General features: G+C 38.0%; 18 protein-coding genes. 13 read left to right on the top strand and 5 right to left on the bottom strand.

Annotation, left to right across the window (positions count from 1 at the left end):
- The first annotated feature begins 11 nt into the window (after nucleotides 1-11).
- From nuoI to FET73_RS13065, 11 genes are read left to right on the top strand one after another with little or no spacing between them, the layout of a single operon-like run.
- Nucleotides 12-500: an NADH-quinone oxidoreductase subunit NuoI gene (gene nuoI / locus FET73_RS13115; protein ID WP_154224427.1), complete on the top strand. Its 489-nt coding sequence runs from the start codon at nucleotides 12-14 to the stop codon at nucleotides 498-500.
- On the top strand, nucleotides 500-1,126 hold the full coding sequence (locus FET73_RS13110) for an NADH-quinone oxidoreductase subunit J (protein ID WP_154224426.1): 627 nt from the start codon (nucleotides 500-502) through the stop codon (nucleotides 1,124-1,126). Before nuoI ends, FET73_RS13110 begins: the two co-directional genes overlap by 1 nt.
- Complete coding sequence (gene nuoK / locus FET73_RS13105) at nucleotides 1,120-1,425, top strand: NADH-quinone oxidoreductase subunit NuoK (protein WP_179952294.1); 306 nt, start codon at nucleotides 1,120-1,122, stop codon at nucleotides 1,423-1,425. The genes FET73_RS13110 and nuoK overlap by 7 nt, the downstream gene beginning before the upstream one ends.
- 1 nt (nucleotide 1,426) lies before the next feature.
- Entirely contained in the window at nucleotides 1,427-3,388 is a 1,962-nt protein-coding gene (nuoL, locus tag FET73_RS13100; RefSeq protein ID WP_218944343.1) for an NADH-quinone oxidoreductase subunit L, read from the top strand.
- 15 nt (nucleotides 3,389-3,403) lie between these two features.
- A complete protein-coding gene (locus tag FET73_RS13095; protein WP_154224424.1) occupies nucleotides 3,404-4,909 on the top strand; it encodes an NADH-quinone oxidoreductase subunit M in 1,506 nt (501 codons plus the stop codon).
- Between the two features lies 1 nt (nucleotide 4,910).
- The gene (gene nuoN / locus FET73_RS13090; protein WP_154224423.1) at nucleotides 4,911-6,356 is read left to right on the top strand and encodes an NADH-quinone oxidoreductase subunit NuoN; all 1,446 of its coding nucleotides are present in this window, start codon (nucleotides 4,911-4,913) and stop codon (nucleotides 6,354-6,356) included.
- A gap of 12 nt (nucleotides 6,357-6,368) precedes the next feature.
- Nucleotides 6,369-6,875 carry a 5-(carboxyamino)imidazole ribonucleotide mutase gene (purE, locus tag FET73_RS13085; protein WP_154224422.1) on the top strand — a complete coding sequence of 169 codons (507 nt, stop codon included), beginning with the start codon at nucleotides 6,369-6,371 and terminating at the stop codon, nucleotides 6,873-6,875.
- Nucleotides 6,872-7,981 carry a 5-(carboxyamino)imidazole ribonucleotide synthase gene (locus FET73_RS13080; RefSeq protein ID WP_154224421.1) on the top strand — a complete coding sequence of 370 codons (1,110 nt, stop codon included), beginning with the start codon at nucleotides 6,872-6,874 and terminating at the stop codon, nucleotides 7,979-7,981. The genes purE and FET73_RS13080 overlap by 4 nt, the downstream gene beginning before the upstream one ends.
- A gap of 30 nt (nucleotides 7,982-8,011) precedes the next feature.
- Nucleotides 8,012-9,259, top strand: coding sequence for a glutamyl-tRNA reductase (hemA, locus tag FET73_RS13075; RefSeq protein WP_154224420.1), 1,248 nt, complete (start codon nucleotides 8,012-8,014; stop codon nucleotides 9,257-9,259).
- Nucleotides 9,259-10,338, top strand: a complete 1,080-nt coding sequence (gene prfA, locus FET73_RS13070; RefSeq protein ID WP_154224419.1) for a peptide chain release factor 1 — start codon at nucleotides 9,259-9,261, stop codon at nucleotides 10,336-10,338. Before hemA ends, prfA begins: the two co-directional genes overlap by 1 nt.
- Nucleotides 10,335-11,765 (top strand): tetratricopeptide repeat protein, encoded by a 1,431-nt coding sequence (locus FET73_RS13065; protein ID WP_154224418.1) that lies wholly within the window; start codon nucleotides 10,335-10,337, stop codon nucleotides 11,763-11,765. The genes prfA and FET73_RS13065 overlap by 4 nt, the downstream gene beginning before the upstream one ends.
- Before the next feature lie 77 nt (nucleotides 11,766-11,842).
- On the opposite strand, the gene cls is transcribed toward FET73_RS13065, so the two are convergent.
- The 5 genes from cls to FET73_RS13040 all read right to left on the bottom strand — a co-directional run bounded on the left by cls (nucleotide 11,843) and on the right by FET73_RS13040 (nucleotide 18,210).
- Complete coding sequence (gene cls / locus FET73_RS13060; protein ID WP_154224417.1) at nucleotides 11,843-13,276, bottom strand: cardiolipin synthase; 1,434 nt, start codon at nucleotides 13,274-13,276, stop codon at nucleotides 11,843-11,845.
- A gap of 122 nt (nucleotides 13,277-13,398) precedes the next feature.
- Nucleotides 13,399-13,830 carry a hotdog fold thioesterase gene (locus FET73_RS13055; RefSeq protein WP_154224416.1) on the bottom strand — a complete coding sequence of 144 codons (432 nt, stop codon included), beginning with the start codon at nucleotides 13,828-13,830 and terminating at the stop codon, nucleotides 13,399-13,401.
- Nucleotides 13,831-13,840: 10 nt separating this feature from the next.
- Nucleotides 13,841-16,873, bottom strand: a complete 3,033-nt coding sequence (locus FET73_RS13050; RefSeq protein ID WP_154224415.1) for an efflux RND transporter permease subunit — start codon at nucleotides 16,871-16,873, stop codon at nucleotides 13,841-13,843.
- 4 nt (nucleotides 16,874-16,877) lie between these two features.
- The gene (locus tag FET73_RS13045; protein WP_154224414.1) at nucleotides 16,878-17,618 is read right to left on the bottom strand and encodes an efflux RND transporter periplasmic adaptor subunit; all 741 of its coding nucleotides are present in this window, start codon (nucleotides 17,616-17,618) and stop codon (nucleotides 16,878-16,880) included.
- Nucleotides 17,593-18,210 carry a TetR/AcrR family transcriptional regulator gene (locus FET73_RS13040; protein ID WP_154224413.1) on the bottom strand — a complete coding sequence of 206 codons (618 nt, stop codon included), beginning with the start codon at nucleotides 18,208-18,210 and terminating at the stop codon, nucleotides 17,593-17,595. Before FET73_RS13040 ends, FET73_RS13045 begins: the two co-directional genes overlap by 26 nt.
- A gap of 267 nt (nucleotides 18,211-18,477) precedes the next feature.
- Here FET73_RS13040 and FET73_RS13035 point away from each other — a divergent pair, with 267 nt between their 5' ends.
- Nucleotides 18,478-19,038: a recombinase family protein gene (locus FET73_RS13035; protein ID WP_154224412.1), complete on the top strand. Its 561-nt coding sequence runs from the start codon at nucleotides 18,478-18,480 to the stop codon at nucleotides 19,036-19,038.
- A gap of 2 nt (nucleotides 19,039-19,040) precedes the next feature.
- On the top strand, nucleotides 19,041-22,085 hold the full coding sequence (locus FET73_RS13030) for a Tn3 family transposase (protein WP_154224411.1): 3,045 nt from the start codon (nucleotides 19,041-19,043) through the stop codon (nucleotides 22,083-22,085).
- The last annotated feature ends 224 nt before the right edge of the window (nucleotides 22,086-22,309 follow it).

Here is a 22,309-nt window from a genome sequence, read left to right as displayed (position 1 = left end):
AGAGTGAAATTATGAGTAAATTTGTAAGTTACTTGAAAAGCCTGACGCTGAAAGAGCTGCGACAAGGTTTGAAGTTAACGTTCGGTTACTTCTTTAAAAGGAAGTTTACTGTACGCTACCCAGAAGAAAAAACACCGAAATCACCAAGATTTCGCGGTTTACATGCTTTACGTCGCTATCCTAATGGTGAAGAGCGTTGTATTGCTTGTAAATTATGTGAAGCAGTATGCCCAGCAGCTGCCATCACCATTGACTCAGATGTCAGGGAAGATGGGTCTCGCAGAACAACCAAATACGAAATTGATTTGTTCAAATGTATTTATTGTGGTTTTTGTGAAGAATCATGTCCGGTGGACTCCATCGTAGAAACTGATATCCATGAATACCATTTCGAATCAACAGGCAAAAACGTCATCACCAAAGAGCAATTATTGGCCATTGGTGACATGTATGAAGAACAAATTGCCGATTCTAAACAACAAGACGCGAAGTACAGATGATGAGTCCAGAATTATTTCAACAATTGTTATTTTATGTGTTTGCTGCTATGACCGTTGGCTCTGCCATGGCTGTAGTCAGTGTTAAGAACACGGTTTATTCAGCACTTTTCTTGGTGTTGTGTTTCTTTAATACAGCCGTACTGTGGATGTTGATAGAGGCAGAATTCTTAGCCATCACATTGGTGCTCGTCTATGTAGGTGCTGTTATGGTACTGTTTTTGTTCGTTGTCATGATGTTAGATGTCAAACAACAAAAATCAGCCATGTTAAAACAGTCATACACCAAAGCGGCTTTGTTAATTGTTGCTGCCATGTTGGTGGAACTGTTGATGTTGTTTGGTTACAAATTACAAGATCAGTTACCTCAAGATGAATTGATTCGCATGCCAGTCGGTTACAGCAATGTAGAAGAAGTCGGTTTAGAGTTGTTCACACACTATGTCTATCCTTTTGAGATTGCCGCCGTTATATTGTTGGTTGCTATTGTCGCAGCCATTTCTTTGACGTTAAGAAAACGTCCTGAAAACAAAACCATTGACGCGTCAAAACAAGTCAACATCAACCCTGCTGAGCGCATGCGTGTGGTTTCGATGAAAGCTGAAAAAGGCAACGGAGAAAAATCATGAGTTTACATCATTATTTAATCGTCTCTGCTGTGCTGTTTGTGATCAGCATGGGCGGTATTTTTGTTAACCGACGCAATGTATTGGTCGTGTTGATGTCCATCGAATTGATGTTGTTGGCAGTAAACACCAACTTGATAGCCTTCTCTAAATATTTAGGGAACGTAGAAGGACAGGTTTTCGTTTTCTTTATCTTGACGGTAGCTGCTGCAGAAGCTGCTATTGGTCTGGCTATTTTGGTGGTGTTGTTCCGTAATAAGAAAACACTGGAATTACAAGAAATCAACGATTTGGAAGGCTGATATGGACATGAAAACCAATTTGATGTTGATTGCTTTTACGCCGTTAGTAGCCGCTGCAATAGCTGGGCTGTTTGGACGTAAAATAGGTCGCATCGGCGCACACACAGTCACAATCAGTGCCGTGGCATTGTCATGTGTGTTATCAATTAAAACACTGCTGTTATTCGTCAATGGTGAAGCCAGCACATTTAATGAGAACTTATACACTTGGATGGTTACTGGTGATTTGTCATTGCATGTAGGTTTTATGGTAGATGCGTTGACAGCCACCATGATGGTGGTGGTGACATTCGTTTCCCTGATGGTACACATTTACACCATTGGATACATGAGTGAAGACCCTGGTTACCAGCGTTTCTTCAGTTACATTTCATTGTTTACATTTGCCATGTTGATGTTGGTCATGTCTAACAATTTCATGCAACTGTTCTTCGGCTGGGAAGCTGTGGGTTTGGTCTCATATTTGTTGATTGGTTTCTGGTACAAAAAAGAAACGGCCATTTTTGCCAACATGAAAGCCTTTTTAGTTAACCGTGTAGGAGACTTTGGTTTCTTATTGGGTATTGCTGGTGTGTTAATGACTTTTGGTACTTTAGACTATGTCGAAGTGTTCAATTTGTTACCCACTGCAGAAGGCAAAACCATTAATATTTTTGGTGCAGCTGAATGGTCAATGATGACGTTTATTTGTATTTGTTTATTTATTGGTGCCATGGGTAAATCAGCACAAGCACCATTGCATGTGTGGTTACCAGATTCGATGGAAGGACCTACGCCAATTTCGGCTTTGATTCATGCCGCGACCATGGTAACAGCAGGTATCTTTATGGTATCGCGCATGTCTCCATTGTTTGAAATGTCTGAAACTGCATTGAGCTTTGTCATGTTGATTGGTGCCTTCACTGCCTTCTTTATGGGTTTGATTGGAATCGTTCAAAATGACATCAAACGTGTGATTGCTTATTCGACATTGTCACAATTGGGTTACATGACAGTGGCATTGGGTGTGTCAGCATATTCAGCTGCCATCTTCCACTTGATGACGCATGCCTTCTTTAAAGCCTTGTTGTTCTTAGGTGCAGGTTCTGTGATCATAGCCATGCATCACAAACAGGACATGCAAGAAATGGGTGGCTTGCGTAAGTACATGCCAGTAACCTTTGTTACCGGTTGGATTGGTACATTGGCTTTGACTGGCTTCCCTGGTTTTTCAGGTTTCTTCTCAAAAGACGTGATCATTGAAGCGGCTCACTTGTCTGATCGTTGGGGTTCTGGTGTTGCTTATGTTGCTGTATTATTAGGCGTGTTTGTCACAGCACTTTACAGTTTCAGGTTGTTGTACCTGACATTCCATGGCAAAGAGCGCATGGATAATCACACCAAAGAACATTTGAAAGAGTCTCCTTGGGTAGTCACTTTGCCTCTGATTCTGTTGGCCATTCCTTCAATTTTTATTGGTTGGATTGCGATTGAGCCTATGCTATTTGGTGGTTTCTTAGATGACGCGATTCATGTCAATGCATCTAATGATGTGGTTAAAGAAATTGGACTGTATTTATTTAAAGATGGTCCTGGCGCATTTGCACTACACGGTTTAATGACACCAGCTTTCTGGTTGGCATTTGCAGGTTTTGCCGTAGCGACATATATTTATATGAAGAATATCGCTTTGGCAGGAAAAATCAAAAAACAATTGTCACCTGTTGTGCGTATTTTAGAAAACAAATATGGTTTCGATGCTTTCAACCAGAAGTTCATTGCCGGTGGCAGTGTGAAATTAGGTGAATGGCTATGGAAATGGTCTGATTCAAAATTGATTGATGGCATCATTGTTAATGGCAGCGCTAAAGTAGTCAACGCCGTTTCAAAAATGTTCAGGTCACTACAGTCTGGTTATGTTTATCACTATGCATTGGTTATGGTGGTCAGTGTGATCGTGTTCATTAGTTTATACATCTTTTAAGGGCAGAGTTTAGATATGTTTGAAGGTTCAATTTTAAGTATATTGGTTTGGCTGCCTATATTGGGTGGTTTGTTGTTACTGCCATTAGGGCAGAGCAAAGCCAATTTGGTTCGAGTCGGTGCATTACTTATTTCTGTATTGACTTTTGCCATCAGTATTCCCTTGTGGACTGGCTTTGATGCCAACACAGCGGCTTTACAGTTTGTTGAAAAAAATGAATGGATTGGTGCGTTGAATATCAATTACCATTTAGCCATTGATGGCATTGCATTACCATTGGTTGTATTAACGACATTCATTACTGTATTGATTGTGTTATCAGCTTGGCAAGTGATTCGAAAGAATGTACATCAATACATGGCTGCATTCTTGATACTTGAAGGCATGATGATTGGTGTGTTCACAGCACAAGATGCAATGATGTTTTACATCTTCTTCGAAGCTATGTTGATTCCGATGTTTGTCATCATTGGTATTTGGGGTGGTCCAAACCGTGTATATGCAACAATTAAATTTTTCTTGTACACATTCCTGGGTTCTGTATTCATGTTAATCGGATTGATTTATATGTACATGAAAGCGGGCAGCTGGAATTTAACAGACTTGGCTAACCTGCCATTGAGTATGAGTGAACAGACTTGGTTGTTCTTTGCTTTCTTAGCAGCTTTTGCAGTCAAAATTCCCATGTTCCCAGTGCATACATGGTTACCTGATGCACACGTTGAAGCACCTACTGGTGGCTCCGTTGTTTTGGCAGCCATCATGTTGAAAATCGGTGGTTACGGCTTCTTACGCTTTTCATTGCCCATCACACCGGATGCCAGCAGCGAGTTTACTTGGTTGCTGGTTACATTGTCTTTGATTGCTGTGGTCTATATTGGCTTGGTTGCAATGGTTCAAAAAGACATGAAGAAACTGATTGCATACTCTTCAATTTCACACATGGGCTTCGTTACCTTGGGTCTGTTTTTGGTCTTCTGGTTGGTTCAATCAGGTGGCAACAGCCAAATGGCCGTAGAAGGTGCGATGGTTCAAATGATTTCTCACGGATTTATTTCAGCCGCCATGTTCCTGTGTGTGGGTGTGTTATATGACCGTTTACATTCACGCATGATACGTGACTACGGCGGTGTGGTGAATACCATGCCATGGTTTGGGGCATTCTTTGTGTTCTTTGCCATGTCTAATTCTGGTTTACCAGGTACTTCAGGTTTTGTGGGTGAATTCATGGTTATTTTGGCCAGTTTCCAAGCCAATTTCTGGATTGCCTTTTTAGCGTCAGTCACTTTGATTGTTGGCGCAGCATATTCTTTGTGGATGGTTAAACGTGTGGTCTTTGGGTCAATCAGTAATGATGCTGTGGCAAACTTAACCGACGTGAATTCACGAGAGTTTTTCATCTTGGCCGTGTTGGCTTTGATGGTATTGTTGTTGGGTGTTTGGCCAGAACCTTTGATTGAGGTGATGCGCGCATCTGTCCAACAAGTGATTGAACATATTTCAGTAAGTAAGGTGATATAAGATGTTTTCATGGTCTGAATTGGTTCCGGCTCTTCCGGAAATATTGATGCTCACAATGGCTTGCGTAGTGTTGATAGCGGGTCTTTTTACTGATAAATCAAAAGGTGGTTTTTTGGTCTTTTTGTCTGTACTGACTGTTATTTTTGCAGCGGTATTGACAGTCAAAGATCACTCTGGTGGTGTTGAATTTACAAAGCAATTAATTTTTAACGGTACCTTTATTCGAGATGGGTTTGGTGACATGCTGAAATTAACAGTTTACCTGTTAATGATTCCTGTGTTTTTCTACGCTAAACAATATTTGCGTCAACATGACACCTTAACAGGTGAATACTTTTCATTGTTGTTGTTTGCCACGCTTGGCATCATGGTGATGATTTCAGGTTACAACTTAATTGCTTTGTACTTGGGATTAGAGTTACTGGCATTAAGTTCATATGCTTTGGTTGCTTACCATCGAAATGATGTTAAAAGTAATGAAGCGGCCATGAAATACTTCATCCTAGGCGCATTGGCTTCAGGCATGTTGTTGTATGGCATGTCATTAATATATGGTGCTGTAGGCACTTTACAGTTGGATCAAATATCACAGTCCATTGCCGGTCAAGACAATGATTTATTTTTGACATTAGGCTTAATTTTTGTGATTGTGGGTATTGCTTTCAAATTGGGCGCAGCTCCATTTCACATGTGGGTACCTGATGTTTATGAAGGTGCACCTACAGCAACCACATTGTTTATTGCATCAGCACCTAAAATAGCTGCTTTTGCTCTGGCCATGCGCTTATTAGGGCAGGGTTTGGATGTATTAATGGTTCATTGGCAAACCATGTTGGCTACATTGGCTATCGTGTCTATTGTGATCGGTAATTTGTTTGCGCTACAACAAACCAATTTAAAGCGACTTTTTGCTTACTCAACCATTTCTCATATTGGCTTCATGCTGTTGGGTTTGGTCGGTGGACAAGATGGTTATGCAGCTTCGATGCTTTACATCATTGTTTATACAGTGATGGCAGTTGGCGGATTCGGCATGATTGTCTTACTTTCTAACAAAGGTTATGAAGCTGACAGTATCGATGACTTTAAAGGGTTGAACCAACGCAATGGTTGGTATGCCTTTATGATGTTGTTACTTGTGGGGTCAATGGCAGGCTTCCCTCCATTGATTGGTTTCTTCTCTAAATTGTATGTATTAAAAGCAGTCGTTGATCAAGGTTATATATGGTTGGCAGTGATTGCGGTTATTTTTGCAGTGATTGGCGCATTCTATTACTTGAGAATCATCAAAGTGATGTATTTTGATGAGTCTGAAACAGACCAAGCCATATCAGCGAATATAGATGTTAAAACGGTGTTGAGTATCAATGCTTTGGCACAGTTAGGCTTGTTGATAATTTTGCCTGCCTTATTTAACTATTGTATTCAAGTCACACAATCATTTTGATACACTGCTAACATGAGTGAGCAAGACAACAAAAACATCAAAGTAGGATTGATCATGGGGTCCAAGTCAGATTGGGCCACCATGGAACAGTGTGCAGCATTATTGAATCAGTTGGCGGTGCCATTTGAACAAAAAGTAGTCTCTGCACACAGAACACCTGACTTGATGTTTCAATATGCAGAAACGGCAGCTGGACGCGGAATTGAAGTTATCATTGCAGCAGCCGGTGGTGCGGCTCATTTGCCAGGTATGGTTGCTGCTAAAACCAGATTGCCAGTGATAGGTGTGCCAATTAAATCTCGAACTTTAAGTGGCGTGGATTCACTTTTATCAATTGCTCAAATGCCAGCAGGCATACCTGTGTTAACCATGAGTATTGGTGATGCAGGTGCTAAAAATGCTGCTTTATCGGCCGCTGCCATTTTAGCCAATCATGATGAGACCATTGCCATTGAGGTAGATAAATTCAGAGCGCAACAAACCCAAAACGTATTAGATAACCCAAATCCAGCGGCATGAAAAATCCAACGATCGGAATATTAGGTGGTGGCCAATTGGCACGTATGATGGCGTTGTCAGGTTACCCATTGGGCTTAGAGTTCGTCTTCTTTGATCCCACTGAAGATGCTTGTGCAGGGCAGGTTGGTGAATTGATGGTGGCAGATTATCACAATGAACTGGCCTTAGAAGAATTTTGTAACAAAGTAGATGTGGTTACATTGGATTTTGAAAATGTGCCTGTTGATGCTTTACGCTTTGTTGAGAAAAAAAGACCTGTTTTTCCAGATCCAAATGTATTAGAGGTGGCTCAAGACCGTTATAATGAAAAAACCTTTTGTTTGGCTCATGGTATTCCAACTACAGAATTCGAAGTCATAAACAGTCGATCTGAATTGATGTTTGCGGCCAAAAAATTTGATTACGATGCCATATTAAAAACACGTAAAATGGGTTATGACGGTAAAGGTCAATACCGCATCAGTGACACAGAATCTATCAGTCACATTCCTGATGATATTTTTGATGTGCCATTGATATTAGAACGTCGTATTCCATTTGTACGAGAAGTATCGGTAATGGTGGTTCGAGGTCGAGACGGCGAAGTGAAAACTTGGCCTTTATGTGAAAATAAACACAAAAACGGCATCTTAACCACTTCTATGGTACCAGCCAAAGAAAGTGAACTGGATCAGTTAACTGTTGAATATGCCACTAAATTAGCTGACTCATTAAACTATGTTGGTGTCTTGGTGGTCGAGTTTTTCCAAACTGAAGATGCAGTAATGGTTAACGAAATGGCTCCACGGGTTCATAATTCAGGTCACTGGAGTATTGAAGGCTCACAAACATCACAGTTTGAAAACCATTTACGCGCTGGGCTGGGTTTACCTTTGGGTGATACAGGCATGTTCAGAGCAGGTTCAATGGCCGCCATGTTGAACTGGATTGGCGCATTTCCTGAAAATGTTCGAGCCATCAACGAAGAGCAAATGTTTTGGCACATGTATGGCAAAGCACCCAGAGAAGGCCGAAAAATTGGCCATTCAACCATTTTGGCTGACAACCCTCAAGAACTACATGACAGAATCGTCAACTTGGTTAAGAAACTTGGCGTACAATTGTAGCCTTTGGGTTACCACTAAACATTATTCACCATGCCCATTTGTGTCATCGGTATCAACCATAAAACAGCCACAACCGCAGAGCGGGAAGGCTTCACTGTGGCTGAGTCTGAATACAAAAACACAATTGAACAGTTGTGTAACCACCCAAATATTGATGCTGCTGCTGTCGTCAGTACTTGTAACAGGACTGAATTTTATTTGTCGCTGGTTAAACTAAATAACTGGCAAAACACCGCTAAAGAAGCCTTGTCAATTGATTTAGCGTCTAAAGCCTTTTACCACTATTTAGATGCGGCATGTGCAGCACACTTATTTACAGTAACCGCTGGCGTAGACTCATTGGTATTAGGTGAAACTCAAATACAAGGTCAAGTCAAAAGGGCCTTTGAATCATCTCATTCAGTGACACAAAACAGTGAATTTCATCAACTGTATCAAATGGCACTTAAAACTGCCAAAGCTGTACGCTCTGACACAGAAATTGGTAAGAACCCCGTGTCGGTGGCACATTGTTCGGTACAGCTAAGCCGCCAAATTTTTGGAGATTTAGCACAACAAAACGTGCTCATCATAGGTGCGGGAGAAACTGCCGAGTTGATCATGCGGTATTTGATCAATCACGGTGCCCAAAAAATCACAGTGGCAAACAGAACACACAGCAAAGCTGAAAAACTGGCTTCATTTTTTGATAAAGAAAGTCACAGTTTAAATGATCTGCCTCAACTGTTACCCCAAAATGACTTGGTGTTTACTGCAACCGCATCACCTGTGGCATTGGTCACCCGAAATCAAACAGAGCAAGCAATCAAACAAAGAAAGCACAAACCCATGGTGATGATCGATTTATCGGTACCACGTGATATTGAACCGAGTATTAAATCTATGGATGACGTGTTTTTGTATACTGTGGATGATTTACAGCAAGTCATCACTGAAAACATGAACAAACGAGAAAGCATGGTTGAAAGCGCTAAACGCATCATCGATGCGGAAGCTGAATTGTTTGCCCAGTGGCAAAAAAGGCAACGACACCATGATTTACTTAAACAACTACAACAACGTGTAACAGCAGACAAAGAACAGTTATTGGCCAAACATTTGCCTAAAGATTTAAGTCAACATCACCAACAAAAAATTGAGACCATGGCACACCAACTGAGTAAAAAACACAGCCACCACAGCATCACAGCTTTACGTAAAGTGATAGAGTCTGGAAATGAAGATCACATTAAGTTGATGGCTGAAGTGTTTGATTTATCAATGAATAATACAAAATAATGACACCAGAAATACAACGCAAATTAGAAATAGCCCAAGACAGATACGAAGAAATTGCGTTGCTGTTATCTCAGCCAGAAGTTATGGCAGACCAAAATAAATTCCGTGATTTAAGTAAAGAATACGCTCAAATAGAACCCCTCGTTATCAATTTCAATAAATACTTAGAAACCCAAGAAGAACTCAGCGACGCCAAAGAAATGATAGAAGATCCAGAGTTCAAAGAATTGGCAAAAGAATCCATGTCGACAGCGTCTGCTTCAATTGAAACATTGGAAGAAGAACTGCGCATTTTATTGATCCCGAAAGACCCTAATGACGATAAAAACATCTACCTTGAAGTCAGAGCGGGAACCGGTGGTGATGAAGCTGCCATCTTTGCTGGAGACTTATTTCGCATGTATTCTCGCTATGCCGAGAAACAAAGTTGGCGTGTCAGCATCGTATCAGTGAATGAAGGAGAGCATGGTGGGTATAAAGAAATTATTGCCTTGATAGAAGGTGATGGTGCTTATTCACGTTTCAAGTTTGAATCAGGTGCTCATCGTGTTCAGCGTGTACCAGAAACAGAATCACAGGGCAGGGTCCACACATCTGCTTGTACTGTGGCAGTATTGCCTGAAGTCAATAACGTTGAAGAAATTAACATCAATCCAAGTGATTTACGAATTGATACCTTCCGTTCATCTGGCGCCGGTGGTCAGCATGTAAACACCACAGACTCTGCGGTCAGAATCACTCACATACCAACCAATACCGTTGTCGAATGCCAAGATGAACGCTCTCAGCACAAAAATAAAGCCAAAGCCATGTCACTGTTGTCGGCACGCATACTTGATGCTGAGCAAGCAAAAATAAAGTCTGAACAATCTGAAGCCAGAAAACTGCAAGTAGGCAGTGGCGATAGGTCACAAAGAATTCGAACTTATAATTACCCGCAAGGTCGAATCAGTGACCACAGAATCAATTTAACGTTATATAAACTGGGTGAAATAATTGATGGTGACTTAGACCAAGTCATTAACCCATTGATGCAAGAAGCACAAACCGAGTTATTAACCCAAATGAGCCAATCATGATAAAACACATTATTACATTTTGTTTTTGCCTGACTTTAATCGCATGTCAAAACAAAAAACCTGTTGAATACAACCAAGAACACTGGATTGAATTACAGCGACAAACAGTCGAACAATTACGTGCCAAAAGTTTTGGTGAAGCCGCCACCAGCTTGTCTCAATCAATAGACATGGCTGATGATGAAATAAAGCACTGGGACTATATTCGAATGGGTCTGGTTTCGTTACCTGCTGACCTTGCTTTACCATTGGTTGACAAAGCACTCAAATTAAAAAGCATCAAAAAAAATGATCAACAATTGTTTGGCTTCAGCAAAGTGTACACACAACTTCAAGAACTAGAAAAAGCATTGAAGACAGTTAATCAAGCCATTGATATTGAATATAATGAAGATTATGTCTTTTGGCGAGCCCGATTGTATTTGATGCTCAAAGAACACAACCTGGCTGAAAAGGATTACCAATGGTTGTTAGAAAAGGATGACAGCAAAGACATCTATATTTCACAGTATGCCAGTTTATTGAATCACTTAGGAAAAACTAAAGAAGCCAAAGCTTTGCTAGAAAAATACAAGGACAATCCTAAACTGCTTTATAAAAGCATCATATTGGCTTTACGTGATGACAATAAAGCAGAGGCCGAAAAACAATTTAAACACTTGAAAACAATATCTACCCCAAGTGACATGGATGAACAAACCAAACTGGAAATTGGAGAACTGGCTTCATGGCTAGATGACCCAGAATACAGTTTGGAACTGTTATCTACAGTCAAGGAAGGCGACAAAATCAGTCAGGCAAAATTAATCATGGGTCGCGTCATGATGGATCAAGAAAATTACGACCGTGCCATTATCATGTTTAGGCAGGCGCAAAACGGCATAGAGGAACATGCCATTCTGGCGTATTTATTCGAAGCCGATGCACATCGCCTGTTAGAAGAACCAAAACTTGGAATCAGAACTTTAAACCAAGCACTTGATGTATTTGAAGGTAACAAAGAACTGCTCTACAGCCGGGCCATGATGAACGAATCTGAAGGCAAATTCAGTGCCATGGAAAAAGATTTACATACCATTATTGCCAGTGATGACAACCATTATGATGCTTTGAACGCTTTGGGTTACTCATGGGCGGAAAGAAACATCAAGCTAGACGATGCTTTTAAGTTAATTCAGAAAGCCCATGAATTGGCGCCAGAAAATGTTGCTATTTTAGACTCTATGGGTTGGGTACATTATCGACTTGGCAACCTTAAACAAGCCCGTCATTACCTTGAATTAGCCACAGCTGATGGCATAGAAGATAAACTGATGTTAGAACACCTGTTAGAAGTCTTGGAAGCACTTGAAGATGATAAGGCGGCTAATAGAATAAGAACAATGATTAAAACTCAATTCAATGACTCGGGTGAAACAACAGAGTGACGCTGAACTTTATTAATTAGCCTCAACCCATTCAAGGAAGTTGAGGCTAAAATAAGTAAAAGCTAATCGAATCTATTTTAAAGTAATGGTGACATCAAAGCGCAACCATGTGCCTTCAACCGCGTCCAAATATTCTGTTCAGTCAATTGGTAGTTGGATACATCTGTTGAATTTCCAATGTCATTCAAAAGCATGTCTTCCACACTTTTTGCAAATTTTGGGTCGGCTACAACAGCAGAGATTTCAAAATTAAGACGGAAGGAACGGTTATCAAAATTCACAGTACCCACCACCGCAGCTTTGTCATCAATCAGCATCACTTTTTGATGCAAAAAACCAGCCTCAAAAGTATAAATTTTCGCGCCCATGCTGGCCAGCTTGCTTAAATAAACCTTGGCTGCATTGTCGACAAACCAATTGTCATTGAGTTTGGGGGTGATGATGCGGACATCTAGTTTTTTAAGAATGGCCAGCCGCAATGCATTCATGGTGGCATCATCAGGTATGAAATAGGGTGTGGCAATCCAGATTCGCTTTTGGGCAGAGTTGATGGCCTGGGTATAAAACAAACTTGAGGTTTCAAGTGCATCAGCAGGTCCAGATGAAATCAACAAAACCTTTTTATCAAAACCGTGAAAACGCGCTTCAGCGGCATCTGGCTTAAAAGGTTCCCAGCTCAGATCAGATAACAATGTTTTACTGGCCCAGTACCAATCATTAAGGAAAGTATATTGTGCTTTCAGTGTGGCTGGACCTTTGATTTTTAGGTGTGTGTCCCTCCAAGGAGAAAGTTTAGGGTATTGATGAAGGTAGTCATCGCCAATATTCAAGCCGCCGACCCATGTTGAATGACCGTCAACAACAACAATTTTCCTGTGGTTCCTGAAATTGATTTGAAAAGGGTTTTTCATGCCATCTCGGGTATTGAATGGCAGCACTTGTATTTGTCTTTTTTGTAATTCAGCAATCCAGCTTGAAGGCAAATCCGAACTTCCATATTCATCATACAAAATATAAATGGTGACACCTTCATCGGCTTTTTGAAACATCAGGGATTTGAATTTATTGCCAATGTCATCGGCACGGAGGATATAAAATTGAAACAAAACATAGTTTTCGGCTTCAACAATACCTTGGTAAATACTGTCAAAAGTGGCTTCACCATCAACCAACAAATCCACCCCGTTACCACCTAAAAACGGAAACTCTGCCAGTGTTTTAATGGCCTCATAAGCAGGAAAATTTTGTTCAGGTTCTTCAATAAACGGTTCTAAAGCGTGGCCAACATTTTCAAACTCTTTCCTGACATTGATTAAACTACTGCGGTGTGCTTCAACATAGCCTTCAAATTTACTGTGGCCAAATATCCAGTATGCAGGCACGGCAAGAATAGAAAAGGTATTCAAACTGACAACCCAAGCGATGGCACCTTGAGCGGTCCGTGCTTTGAGGATGGCATTAACAGAACTGATGAGTCCAAGGAATTGAAAAATCAGAAACACTGTTACCATAAATTACCCTTTCTGTTATTTGATAGGGGTTAAGCGGAAGAACCCCCATAATTGTATATTTTGAATATTGGCAGAGTTATTTACAGGGTCTGGCCAGTTATTAATTAATGTCTTTCTAAACGCTATTTATCCATACTTTCTCTAATAAAACTATATACAGCCTTACCCTCAGAAATAAGGGCTTCATTTTGATAAGCTTTCATCTTGGTAACCATAATTCTATTTCCCAACCTAACAATCTCTCCTGAAACAATAATTGTTGATGCTTGAGCTGCTTTTAGATAATCCACACGAATGTCTATGGTTGCAAGTTTGTCATTATTTGAAGTGAAGTGAGTCCATCCAGTTATACCCCCAACTGAATCCATAATCGTAGCAATAATGCCTCCATGCCATCTGTTCAACCTAATATCACCTACGACTTCTTTGCGATAAGGAACACTGACTTTTACATACCCATCTTCCAACTCAAGAACTTTTAAACTCAGAAAATTATGGATAGGAATACTCTTTTCGATAAACTTTACTAATTCTTTTTTGTTTTGATTTAACATAGTATTATTCTTAAATCTTACCCACTTCGTACCATTTTCTTAACCAACGATCTACAGGATAAAGAATTTTGTAAAATGCTGGGACTACCAACAAAGCTAATATTGTTGAACTGATTAAACCACCAATTACAGATAATGCCATGGGTGAATTCATTTCATGACCAGCTCCACTTCCAAATGCCAAAGGCATCATGGCGCCAACCATGGCAAATGTTGTCATTAATATTGGTCTTAATCTTTTTTCCCCAGCTTGAATAAGGGCATTATCAACCGATTCGCCTTGTTTTATTGCTCGATTGGCGAAATCAACCACCAAAATGGCATTTTTACCGACCATCCCAAGCAATAGAATAATCCCAATCATAACAAATAAGGAGAAATTATTACCGCTAAGCCCCAGTGCTGTTATCACACCAGTAAATGCCAAAGGCATGGTCACCATAATAATGATAGGTTGAATTAATGATTCATACAATGCTGCTAAAATAAGATAAATAAGTATCACTGCTAAACCAACTGCGGCTCCAAATGAAACAGCTGTTTCTTGCATTCTTTCAACATCTCCAGCATAGGTGTAGTGGTATCCTTTTGGCAATAATTCCAATATGTTTTCATCGACTTGGTTGACCAAGGCGTTTAAAGGAACATTAGATACGTTGCTACTCACCATAACTTTTCTTTCTCGATCATATCGATTAACCGAAGCAATTGATGCGCTTTCTTCGAATTTAATCAATCCATCAAGAAATACAAATTCTCCATTGGCCGCTCGAACTTGTAGCTTTTTAATGTTGTTAATATTGGCACGACTATTATCATCAAAGCGCAAAGTTATATCATACTCCCTGCCATTTTGTTCAAAGGTGCTAATTTCTCGGTCACTTGAATAGTTTGAATTTAACAATGATGCAATTTCTAATGCAGTTATTCCAAGTCTTGAAGTATTGTGTCGTAATAATGTAATACTAATCTCTGGCTTACCATCTTGATAATCACTATCTACATCAACGGCTCCTTCAAACTCTCCTAACATTTTGGTAACCTTGCTTGAAATGTCTTTGAGCTTATCCAAGCTATCACCCGTGATGACAATTTGTAATGGGGCGTTGCTTGACCCAGTATTTATAGGTGGTATTTTTTCAACTGCAACTTTCATGTTTTTTATTGAGGCAAATTTATCACGGTAGTTTTCTGTGATTTCTATTTGCCCAATTGGACGATCTTCAATGGGCTTAAGCTTTACATAAACTAAAGCTTTGTGTGATTCATTTGCTGCTGTATAGCCAATACTCAAGGCATAATAGTCCACCATATCATCTGACTTAACTGCATTGATAATCGGTTGCATTTTTAATTTCATGGCTTCGATTGAAGTACCAACCTCAGCTTTTGCAGTGATTTGAAATTCACTATTATCCTCTGTAGGAACAAAATCCATCCCAACATTGGTAAATATTTGACTAGATAAAATCAATAAGCCAAAAGTGATTAGTACTGTAAAATATTTAAATCGAATTAATGGTTTTAATATTTTCACATATCCGTTATCCAAGGCTTTAAGAATGGGTTCTGTTTTGGCATGAAACTTGGTTTCTTTATGACGCAATACTCTGGCACCAATTGTTGGAATAAGCATTATGGCTACTAAATAAGACAATACTATTCCAGAGGCGACAGTCATGGCAAAAGCATTAAAAAACTTTCCTACCAAACCACTCATGAATGCCACAGGTATAAATACTGCTAATAACATGGCTGATATTGCCAATAAAGAAAAGGCTATTTCATGTACACCTTCATAAGTGGCTTTAAAAGCCTCCATGCCGGATTCCATCTTTTTACTGATATTTTCAATCACCACTATGGCATCGTCTATAAATATTCCGATAGCCAAAGTTAAACCGATTAAAGTTAATTTATTCAAGTCATAGCCCATATAATCAATAATTGCAAAAGTACCAATAATTGAGGTAGGAATTGCCAAAGCTGAAACAATTGTTGCTGTAAAGTTTCTTAAAAACAAGAATACAATGACAATAGATAATATGGCACCGAAGATTAAATCAAATTTTACTTGGTCAACGCTATGCAGAATTTTATCAGATTGGTCCTTAATCAAAATTAATTCATAATCTTCGCCAGCCAATTCTTTTAGTTCAGGTAAAATTTTCTTGGCTCCGTCAATTATGCCAATTACGTTTGTGCCTGAAATTTTAATGAGGTTAAGCATGACTCCCTTCTTACCTTTATAGGAGGCGAAGCTCTCAACATCACTGAGCCCATCACTCACTGTTGCCAAATCTTTGAGATGTATGCCAGGTCTTATCTCAATATTTCCTAATGCCTCTACACTTTTTGTATCTCCTTGAAATTTAATGATAAGTTCTTGCGTTTCATTGATGCTTTTTCCTGTACTTGCTTTGTAATTTTCTTGGCTAATTTTATCTTGTAATTCTGAGGCTGAAATTTTGTATTTACTGAGTAGATAAGGGCTAACCATAATTCGTATTTCACGGTCTTGATAACCGTCAATATCCACATCACCAACATTTTTAATGCGCTGCAAGCGTGGTTTTATCTTTTCATCAACCATTTGCATTAAAGCTGAATAGTCTTCTTTTTTGTTAATAACAAACAAGCTTATAGCTTCACCTGCTGTACTGATTTTTTGCACAATAGGTGATTCGGCAGTAACTGGTAATATTACAGCCCCAATTTTATCACGCACATCGTTAGCCGCTTCATTGATATCTCGATCTAAATCAAATTGCACAATGACATAACTCAAACTTTCATAGCTTGTTGAATTGAGCTTATCAATGCCATTAATACCTGAAACAGCCTCTTCAATTTTGTCGGTGATTTTTGATTCAATGGTTTTAGCATCAGCTCCTGGATAAACTGTTTCGATAGTAACAATTGGAAAGTCGACATTAGGAAAAAGTGCTAAAGGCATGGTTGTATATGATTTTAAACCAAAGATGATTAATGCCATTACTGCCATTAAAATAGTTATCGGTCTATTTATTGCAAACTTATACATAGTTTCACTCTAATACTGTTGTCTCTGTAAGAGAGCTGTCTGTAAAAATATATCCTTCACCAAACAAGCCAACTTTCAAATCTTTAGCCAACACCTGGGCTGCAATTTTCCGATTTTCCATATTAACTTCGGGATAGATTCTGTATATAGTTCCTTCATATTGACGATTATCACCATCAAGTTTATATTTAAAAACATCTCCAATTTTTACTTGTGTGTTGTACATTTGGTCGAACTGCACCACCAACATTCTGTCATGTTGACTTTGAATCTGATAAGCTGTTTTTAGCGTTTGGCCACTTACAACGTCACCAGATTCAATCATTCTTTGAGATATCACACCATCAAAAGGAGCACGCAGAATTGTTTTATCATATATTGTTTTTTCTATTTCAATCTGCGCGTTAATTGATTCATAAGCTTGCTTATACTTATCTAATTGTGACTTATCAATTAATTTTTTATTATATAAATCCTGGTATCTTTCCAGCTCAGATTTTGCATATTTCAAATTAACTTTAGTCGCATTATTTGTCGCGATTAAATCATCACTTATCAAAGTAGCAAGAACATCACCCTTTTTCACAACACTCATGATGTCTACATTAATTTCTTTAACAACTCCAGTGTAGTTAAAAGCCAATTTAGCACTTTTCTGTGCGTAAACAGTAAAGGTCGCATACACTTCTTTCGCATTCGTATTGAAACTAAATGCCAAGCTAAAAAGTAATACTATTTTTTTCATCTTTTATCTCAATTAAATCAAATATAGTGTTTAAGTACACCTTGAATACTTTCTTATTTATTATGTTTTCTGACCAATCCATTAGCATAAAACCACGTTCAGATACCATGATTCCAGTTATTAGATTTTCAGCAACAGCTTTAATTTCGCCTTTAGAGATACCATCAAATATTATTTTAGTTAGCATTTGGTGGATAAAAGTTGTACATTCCCTATTAAATTCAATCATGCTTTTATCATCTGTACTTAAAGTAGCTGCAATGTATTCTTTATAAACCTCTAGATGCTGTTTATATTCTTTAAATTCACATAAGTAAAAATCAAATAAGTAATAAACCTTTTCCCTTGTGGTGGTATTCTCATTGCTTCGCTCATTTAAATTATCTTGGTGTTCTTGAATAATGTTTCTGATAATTTCAAATACTACATCTTCTTTATTTGTAAAATAATCATAAACAGTTCCCTTACCAATACCTGCTGTTTTTGCTATTTCACTAATTCTTAAATCTTTTAATCCTTTTTCTAATAACAATTCCGTGCATGCAATAGCAATTTTTCTGCGTTTGTTGTCTTTGTCCACTATTATTGGCATATCTACCTCAATATTTTAAATGACCGACAGTCGGTCATCATTATTGTATTCCACAATGGTGTTTTAATCTATATTTTCTTATCTTTAAAAAAGAATGATTCTGTATGTACAAGCAAATCAAATAGAAATTGTAAATTTAAAGTACATCCTAACTGGACGTCAGGCTACCTATAGGGAAAGTGCCAGTTTAAGGTGGTATTTTAAAAACATTGACAGTTTCAAAGGAAGCTCTTAGACTCTAACCTGACACAACGATAATAAATTGAAATGAAAGGACAAAAACTAGGTTACATAAGAGTCAGCACGCTTGACCAAAATACTGAACGGCAATTAGAGGGCATTAACTTAGATCGAAAGTTTACAGATAAAGCCTCTGGTAAAGATACCAACCGAAATCAACTTGAGGAATTATTGCTGTTTGCCAGAACTGGTGACATCATCATTATTCACTCCATGGATCGGTTAGCCCGAAACTTAAATGACTTACTTAGGGTTGTCCAATTGTTAACAGATAAAGGCGTTTGCGTTCAGTTTGTAAAAGAAAACCTTTCATTTGATGGCGAAGATTCACCCATGTCAAAATTAATGCTATCAATCATGGGGGCTTTTGCTGAATTTGAGAGGTCACTGATTCGAGAGCGACAAAGAGAAGGCATTGCTCTGGCCAAAAAAAGAGGGGTATATAAAGGTAGAAAAAAAGCTTTGTCAGATGATGATATTAGTTTATTGGCCTCCAGAGCCAATGATGGTGAAAACAAATCACAGCTTGCAAAAGAATTTGGGATTAGCAGAGAAACGGTGTATCAATATTTAAGACAAAGCAAATAACAATGCCCAAAACAAAGCGAATTCAGATTCTTTCAGAAACTGAGAAAAATGACCTTTATTGTATTCCCTTATATAATCCTCATGAGAGAAATGAATATTTTGAACTATCAAAACCTGAACAAGCTTATCTGAACAAATACAATACCGCCAGAACCAGAATTTACTTCATATTGCAGTTAGGCTATTTCAAAGCCAAACAACAGTTTTTCAACTTTGATTTTCATGATGTGAAACATGATGTAAAACATTTGAAAAAAACTATGTTTCAAAACACTAAACTGAAATTTGATAAAGGAATATCAAGAAAAATCAGAAGCAAACAAATTGAAGACATACTCAAGTTAACTGGTTATACAAATTGGAGCACTGAGTACTCTAAACAAATCATCAACCAAATCAGTAAATTGATCAGGTATCACCCACAAAGCCACAGCGCACTGAGGCAACTGTTTTCATACCTTGAAAATAAGCAAATAGTTATTCCTTCATACAGATCATTGCAAGATATGTTTTCAAGTGCATACGCACAAGAAAATAAGAGGCTTGATGGATTAATGAACAGTGTACCTAGAAAAATCCAGGTTAAATTAGCCAGTTTGTTGGTTAAATCAGATGGCATAACACCATTTAATCAAATACGTGGTGATCAAAAAGACTTTAAGTACAAGGCAGTTCGCCTAGAGGTTAATAAAGCAGGTGATCTGCATGAACTTTATACTTTTTCAAAAGAATTTATCCCAAGACTCGAGCTTTCAAAAAACGCAATCAGATATTATTCAGAAATAGCCTCTACATACGCAGCCTACAGAGTTAAAAGGCTAAATAAGACACAACAATGGTTGCACCTGATTTGCTTTATTTCTTTCAGGTATCAGCAAATACTTGATAACTTAATCGTTAGTTTTAATTACCACACCAAATCATTGATGGATGGCAGCAAATTACACATACAAATGGCAATGCTTGAACACAGTAGTAAAGCTGCGGCAAATATTCCACAGCTTGCAAAATTCTTGAAATGGTTTCCATCAAGAGAAAAGGGATTAAATCATAAACAACTAAACGAAATAGCATACAACATATTGCCCGCAGAACAGTTTCCAGTTTTGGCAGAATTCTTAAAAGGGAATAAATTCGATAAAAAGACCAGCAAGTGGGAGTATTTCAGCAGCACAAGTAGGATACAGTCACTTTATTTGCGACCAATATTAATGGCTGTACCATTTGTTCACTATAAAGAAGATTCAGTTATTGTTGAATATATAAACGTTCTTAAAAACCATTATTCAAAATCTAAAAGCCCCTCAAAATTAATCATTCCCGAGCATGTGATTGAAAAAATACCATCATCAGTAAAAGGCTTTCTCAAAAGGAATAAAACTGACAAGAACATAGACCCGTATTTGTTTGAGGTTTATGTGTACCAAAAGATGTATCACGAAATTGATCGTGGCAGGCTTTGTTGCAATGAAAGTATTTCATATTGTGACATTGAATTCGATTTGGTAGATGATTCAAAAGTTGATCAAATTGAAACTATTTGTGAAGAGCTTGGATTTCCAAGAATACCTGTGTATTGCGACAAACGATTAGATGATGTTTTATCTGAATTAGACAATGCATGGCAAAGAACAACAACAAATATTGAAAACAATCTCAATACTGGGTTTATGGTTAAACAAACAGAGGATGGCGTATCAGTCTGGAATTTACTGTATGACAGTACGGAAAAACTTGATGTTTCATTTTTTAGTGATTTACCCAAAGTTGAAATTGCTGATGTCATCATGTATGTGGGCAACCTCATCAATATGTGGGAGGGGTTCAGTCACATAAAACCTCGATACATAAAAAGGCAAAAGCCTTTGACTGTGGCCATTAATGCTTGTTTATTATCAGAGGCCTTTGGATTTGGTGTTACAAAGATGTCAGAAATGTCTGATTTGAAACTCCATATACTGAGAACAACTCGCGAAGATTTTGTAAGAATTGACACGTTAACAACTGTGAATGATCTAATCAGTAACCACATTGAATCATTATCGATTTTTAAAAATTGGAATTTATTGGATGACCGGTTGTTAGCTGATGCTGATGGGCAAAAGCATTCAACTACTGACAGTACCATTCAATCTAGATATTCAAGAAAATATTTGGGTAAAGGCAAAGGAATATCAATCTATACTTTGATCGCTAATTTTGTTGCTGTTAATGCTAAAAACATTGGATTAAATGAATATGAAGGGCATTCACTTTATGACATGATCTATGGTAATAAAACGGATGTATATATAGATGTGGTAACAGGTGATAATCATTCTCTCAATAAATTGAACTTTGTGGCCCTTGATTCAATTGGTGTGGATTATGTACCTAGTATTAAAAATGTTAAAGAAGCTGCCAATGAACTATTTTCAATGGATTCAATTGAAAACTATAAAGGGATATTGAAGCCTAAAAGAATAATTGACGTTGATTTGATAAAACATCAAAAAAGAGGGATCTTGAGGATATTATTGTCATTGGTTTTACAAGAAAACACGCAAAGCATCATTATCAGAAAACTAAATTCCCATGCAAGGTACTCAAGACTGAGAGCAGCATTGTACGAATACAACAATATATTTAAAACCATCCATATTTTGAATTTAATTGATGATATTCAACTGAGAAAAGCCATTAGAACAGCGAGAAATAGAACAGAAGCCTATCACCAGCTACAAAACCAAATACGAAACATCTTTAAGGGGATATTTAAAGGCAGAAGAATCGTTGATAATAGAATCAGTGCACATGCATCAAGACTGATTGCAAATTCAATCATCGCTTATAACAGCATTGTTTTAAACAATATATATGAGAATATGATTGCAGAAGGTGTGTCTCAAGAGGAATTGGATAAATTTGCCAGAATATCCCCAATAGCCTGGGCCCATATATTATTTACAGGGAAATATAAATTTAAGAATAAAAAGGGCCAAATTGATGTTTCTAAACTGATAATGATATTACAATCGGCTATGAAAGAAAGTTTTTTTACTAAGTGATTAATTCAAAATACCCATATTTGGGGGTTCTTACGCTAGACCCCTGATAGGCTGAAAAAAAAACGTCAATCAAAACTAAAATTATTGTTTTAATTATAACTGAAGTGTTCAACAGATTACCAAAAATCAAAGGAAGCCACAATGTAATACCTGACCAGCTGTGATAAGCTTTATATAGCAAATACATTTTATTTTTACTGACATTTAAGTTAAAAAACTTTTTT

Origin of the sequence: Marinicella rhabdoformis (assembly GCF_009671245.1) — a bacterium.
Lineage (GTDB): Bacteria > Pseudomonadota > Gammaproteobacteria > Xanthomonadales > Marinicellaceae > Marinicella > Marinicella rhabdoformis.
The sequence above is the reverse complement of the archived record's forward strand: the minus strand, read 5'-3'. Positions and strand labels throughout refer to the sequence as shown.

What these genes read in the sequence shown, in the direction of transcription:
- nuoL (WP_218944343.1), top strand. Translation starts at nt 1,427, where the DNA reads ATGGACATGAAAACCAATTTGATGTTGATTGCTTTTACGCCGTTAGTA.
- FET73_RS13055 (WP_154224416.1), bottom strand. Translation starts at nt 13,830, where the DNA reads ATGTTAAATCAAAACAAAAAAGAATTAGTAAAGTTTATCGAAAAGAGT.
- FET73_RS13030 (WP_154224411.1), top strand. Translation starts at nt 19,041, where the DNA reads ATGCCCAAAACAAAGCGAATTCAGATTCTTTCAGAAACTGAGAAAAAT.
- FET73_RS13040 (WP_154224413.1), bottom strand. Translation starts at nt 18,210, where the DNA reads ATGCCAATAATAGTGGACAAAGACAACAAACGCAGAAAAATTGCTATT.
- nuoI (WP_154224427.1), top strand. Translation starts at nt 12, where the DNA reads ATGAGTAAATTTGTAAGTTACTTGAAAAGCCTGACGCTGAAAGAGCTG.
- hemA (WP_154224420.1), top strand. Translation starts at nt 8,012, where the DNA reads ATGCCCATTTGTGTCATCGGTATCAACCATAAAACAGCCACAACCGCA.
- FET73_RS13095 (WP_154224424.1), top strand. Translation starts at nt 3,404, where the DNA reads ATGTTTGAAGGTTCAATTTTAAGTATATTGGTTTGGCTGCCTATATTG.
- FET73_RS13035 (WP_154224412.1), top strand. Translation starts at nt 18,478, where the DNA reads ATGAAAGGACAAAAACTAGGTTACATAAGAGTCAGCACGCTTGACCAA.
- FET73_RS13110 (WP_154224426.1), top strand. Translation starts at nt 500, where the DNA reads ATGAGTCCAGAATTATTTCAACAATTGTTATTTTATGTGTTTGCTGCT.
- purE (WP_154224422.1), top strand. Translation starts at nt 6,369, where the DNA reads ATGAGTGAGCAAGACAACAAAAACATCAAAGTAGGATTGATCATGGGG.
- FET73_RS13045 (WP_154224414.1), bottom strand. Translation starts at nt 17,618, where the DNA reads ATGAAAAAAATAGTATTACTTTTTAGCTTGGCATTTAGTTTCAATACG.
- FET73_RS13065 (WP_154224418.1), top strand. Translation starts at nt 10,335, where the DNA reads ATGATAAAACACATTATTACATTTTGTTTTTGCCTGACTTTAATCGCA.
- cls (WP_154224417.1), bottom strand. Translation starts at nt 13,276, where the DNA reads ATGGTAACAGTGTTTCTGATTTTTCAATTCCTTGGACTCATCAGTTCT.
- FET73_RS13080 (WP_154224421.1), top strand. Translation starts at nt 6,872, where the DNA reads ATGAAAAATCCAACGATCGGAATATTAGGTGGTGGCCAATTGGCACGT.
- FET73_RS13050 (WP_154224415.1), bottom strand. Translation starts at nt 16,873, where the DNA reads ATGTATAAGTTTGCAATAAATAGACCGATAACTATTTTAATGGCAGTA.
- prfA (WP_154224419.1), top strand. Translation starts at nt 9,259, where the DNA reads ATGACACCAGAAATACAACGCAAATTAGAAATAGCCCAAGACAGATAC.
- nuoN (WP_154224423.1), top strand. Translation starts at nt 4,911, where the DNA reads ATGTTTTCATGGTCTGAATTGGTTCCGGCTCTTCCGGAAATATTGATG.